Origin of the sequence: Streptomyces flavotricini (assembly GCF_020639365.1) — a bacterium.
Taxonomy (GTDB): Bacteria; Actinomycetota; Actinomycetes; order Streptomycetales; family Streptomycetaceae; genus Streptomyces; species Streptomyces flavotricini.
The window spans coordinates 1-366 of the sequence record NZ_JAINUL010000043.1; the positions used below are offsets into that span (position 1 = coordinate 1).

The 366-nt window shown below is 77.6% G+C and carries 1 protein-coding gene; it reads left to right on the top strand.

Going from position 1 to position 366, the window contains the following annotated elements; translation table 11 throughout:
• Positions 1–366: SDR family NAD(P)-dependent oxidoreductase (locus K7B10_RS40605; RefSeq protein WP_229346092.1), on the top strand; the 366-nt coding region annotated here is incomplete at both ends.

Below are 366 nucleotides of genomic sequence, written 5' to 3' on the forward strand. Positions count from 1 at the left end.
GTCCTGATCACCGGCGGCACCGGCGGCATCGGCGCCCACCTGGCCCGGCACCTGGTCACCGAACACGGTGCCGGCCACCTGGTCCTGACCAGCCGGCGCGGCCCCGACGCCGAGGGCGCCGCCGAACTGGCCGCGGAGCTCACCGGGCTCGGCGCCGAGGTCACGATCACGGCCTGCGACGTGGCCGACCCGCGGGCGGTCGCCGCCCTGCTCGCCTCGATCCCCGCCGCGCACCCGCTCACCGGCATCGTCCACGCCGCGGGCACGGGCGACAACGGGCTCATCGCCACCATGGACCCCGAGCGCCTCGACCGGGTGCTGGCCCCGAAGGCGGACGCGGCCTGGCACCTGCACGAGCAGACCCGC